The sequence below is a fragment of the Methanobrevibacter sp. genome (genome assembly GCF_045577275.1).
Classification (GTDB): Archaea; Methanobacteriota; Methanobacteria; order Methanobacteriales; family Methanobacteriaceae; genus Methanobrevibacter.
Map to the genome: position 1 here is coordinate 1 of NZ_JAZNIB010000272.1, position 2,785 is coordinate 2,785.

Consider the following 2,785-nt stretch of genomic DNA (forward strand, 5'->3'; position numbering starts at 1 on the left):
GAAGCTAAATACTATTACCTTTGCGGCGGTTCATATCCATACAAATGGGAAAACAACTTCCACTTGGCTTGGAAAGAGAAATCCGGTGCATCCTTTGAATATTCCTTCAATGGAATTACTATAAGATTGAAGAATGCAGAAAGGGTTGAATTTTCGCAAGATGATGTGGATTTAAGTCAGAAGTATGCAGACAGACCAGAATACTACACATGCAGAAACTGGCAGTTTGCAAATAAGATAAGCAAGAAATACCCAATGACTTATGAGGAATACGAAAAAAGAGTTATTGAACTGTTCCTTGAAAGATTCGATGAAAAAGACAGAGAGAAAGCACTCAAGAGAGTGAACGAATTATTAGAAGCAGACCCTGATTTCATCAGTGGATTATATGGGGACAGTTGTTTCCGTTATGACCATCCTGATATTTATGGAGAAAATTGCAAAAGAGCATTTGAAGATAATAGGTTAAATTCTATTCCTGTGAACACTTTGGACATGTTTCTTGGTGGTGAATTAGATTAAATGACACAAAAATCAAACATTCAAATAAGAATTTTAAAAAAGGGGGCGATATTATGCAAGTTGGAGATTATGTAGTTAAACCCAGTTGCATCAGAGAGGAAAATTGCTTGAAAAATTTTCTAAAGAGAAATAATTTTAAATATGCAGACTATTTTGAAAACAATCCTATAAATAGGGAATACCTGATTGTAATCAATGTCATACGTAGGACTTACTTTGAAATAGACAGATACTATATTGCAGGACAGGAAATACTATCTGAAAAGGAGTTTTTGGAAAAGATCAACTATGAAAAATATTCAATATATAAAAAATTATTTTCAGACGATGATAAATTGGTCTATGAAGGGTATACTATCCTTGACAAACCGTTTGGTCTTGGAGTGGCTTATTATTCCAATGGCAACAAATACCGAGAAGGAATATTTGGCAGACGAGGAATGATTGAAGGAAAGGAATTCTATTCAAATGGAAAAATCAAATTTGAAGGAATATTGAAATATCCTGGATATGGCCCTATTTATCCGACAATGGGCAATTTATATAATGAAGATGGAGAATTGATTTTTTCAGGAAAGTTCGAGGTTAAAAAAGGAGGTGTGGGATTTCCTATGGTGAAATATCCAAAATATTACAGATTTAATGAGAAAGACCGTCCTGAAATCGAATATCTCTAGAAAAAAGATTTGGTGATTTAAATGAAAGTGAAAAGAATGGGAAAAGAAACAGATTATCCATTGACATATAAACAATATGAAGAGAAGATATGTGAATTGTTTTTGGAAGAGTATGAAGGTGAAGAGTTGGAGAGAATGATTGACCGTTTGGATGCAGAACTCAAAGAAGAACCCACTATCATTCAAAGTTTTTATGGGATTGATTGTTTCCATTATGATAATCCCCAAATCTATGGAGAAATAACTAAAAAAACATTTGAAGATGATTTTCTTAAAAGGGATACTGTTAGTAATTTAAGGTGGATTCTTGAAGGAGAATGAGTTAGAAAATGGTGAAGTCATACCCTATTTAATCAGTCCTATACATATCCCTGATAAATACAGATTAAGTCTTGAAGAACTGAACAACATAAAAGCAGACAAGAAAACTTATAGGGAAAATTATATCAAACACAGAACAATAGAAAACGAAATAATCCAAAAAAAGAACAAAGAATACAAAACCTTAACAGATTATTGGATAGACCAGTTAAAAACTTTTCTCAAAAACCATCCTCATTTCGAAGAAAAGTTACTGGAAAAATAAAATTATGTGAAATGGAGGGTGATATGATGCATGATTTGACAAATATTCAAAAAACATTTAATGAGTTGATTTTAAGCAGATTAGGAGAAGAAGTTCTCAAGAGAAATGATATTCATGAAGATGAGGAATTGATCAGAGAAGAATTATTTGACATGAAAGAAATAATTGAAGTTCCATTCGGATCAATCATCTACTTCTTGGCTCTTGAGGATGAAAATCCAGTATTGTATGTTGAAATAGCTTCAAGAATGGGCTCAGATGATCTTTATATTATTAAGGATGAATCATATGAATCCCATGATATTTATGATGGATATCCTCCAGAAATAAAGGACAAATATTTTGCTCATTTGAAAAATATCAAGGAAACTAAAGATAGATTTAGAAAAATTAAAAAATAAAATATTAAAGGAGGCATAAAATGTGCAGATTATTGCATTCAGATGAATTATTGCAAAAGTACCGTTTGACCGGAGGAGTTGACTGCGAAGATTGTGGTTTTAGCTTTACAGAAGATGTTTTAGGTTTCTACTTCAATACAGAACACGGACAAATTGAAGATCATCTTATTGGCATGATTGACTGGTATTCAGATTCTCCTATTAGAGGATTTGTGCGTAATGAATATTGCAAAAATTGCAACAAATTCATTTCCACTTACTACATAAGAAATCTAAATGATGAATATGATATGGAAGCAGCCTATTACCTAACAAGACTTCTCTTGCCAAGGCAATTGGACTTTGTAAGCGAAAGGCTGGAAGAATATAAACAAATAGCTGAAAAAATAAAAGCCAATGATTTAGAATATCTGGAAACAAGATTAAAGCAGGATAGAAGATATTTTGAAGACTGTTTTTCCGGCTTGAAGGAAGTGGACAGCTTTAAGGAGCTTCTTGATGATGAGGAGTTTGACATCGATGAATATGTCGAAGTCTATGAAAAGGAGTTATTCAGATTGAAAAACACCACTTATTTGATCAATACTGGTGATAAGAAC

General features: G+C 32.4%; 6 protein-coding genes. All 6 read left to right on the forward strand.

Annotated features, from left to right (window positions below; translation table 11 throughout):
- On the forward strand, positions 1–522 hold a 522-nt coding region (locus tag ACKI67_RS08035), incomplete at its 5' end, for a hypothetical protein (protein WP_407462982.1).
- A 53-nt stretch (positions 523–575) separates the two neighbouring features.
- Positions 576–1,199, forward strand: a complete 624-nt coding sequence (locus tag ACKI67_RS08040; protein WP_407462983.1) for a hypothetical protein — start codon at positions 576–578, stop codon at positions 1,197–1,199.
- 21 nt (positions 1,200–1,220) lie between these two features.
- The gene (locus tag ACKI67_RS08045; protein WP_407462984.1) at positions 1,221–1,520 is read left to right on the forward strand and encodes a hypothetical protein; all 300 of its coding nucleotides are present in this window, start codon (positions 1,221–1,223) and stop codon (positions 1,518–1,520) included.
- Positions 1,507–1,785 (forward strand): hypothetical protein, encoded by a 279-nt coding sequence (locus tag ACKI67_RS08050; protein ID WP_407462985.1) that lies wholly within the window; start codon positions 1,507–1,509, stop codon positions 1,783–1,785. The genes ACKI67_RS08045 and ACKI67_RS08050 overlap by 14 nt, the downstream gene beginning before the upstream one ends.
- A 26-nt stretch (positions 1,786–1,811) precedes the next feature.
- Positions 1,812–2,186, forward strand: coding sequence for a hypothetical protein (locus tag ACKI67_RS08055; RefSeq protein ID WP_407462986.1), 375 nt, complete (start codon positions 1,812–1,814; stop codon positions 2,184–2,186).
- A 20-nt stretch (positions 2,187–2,206) separates the two neighbouring features.
- The coding region (locus ACKI67_RS08060; RefSeq protein ID WP_407462987.1) for a hypothetical protein at positions 2,207–2,785 on the forward strand (579 nt) is incomplete at its 3' end.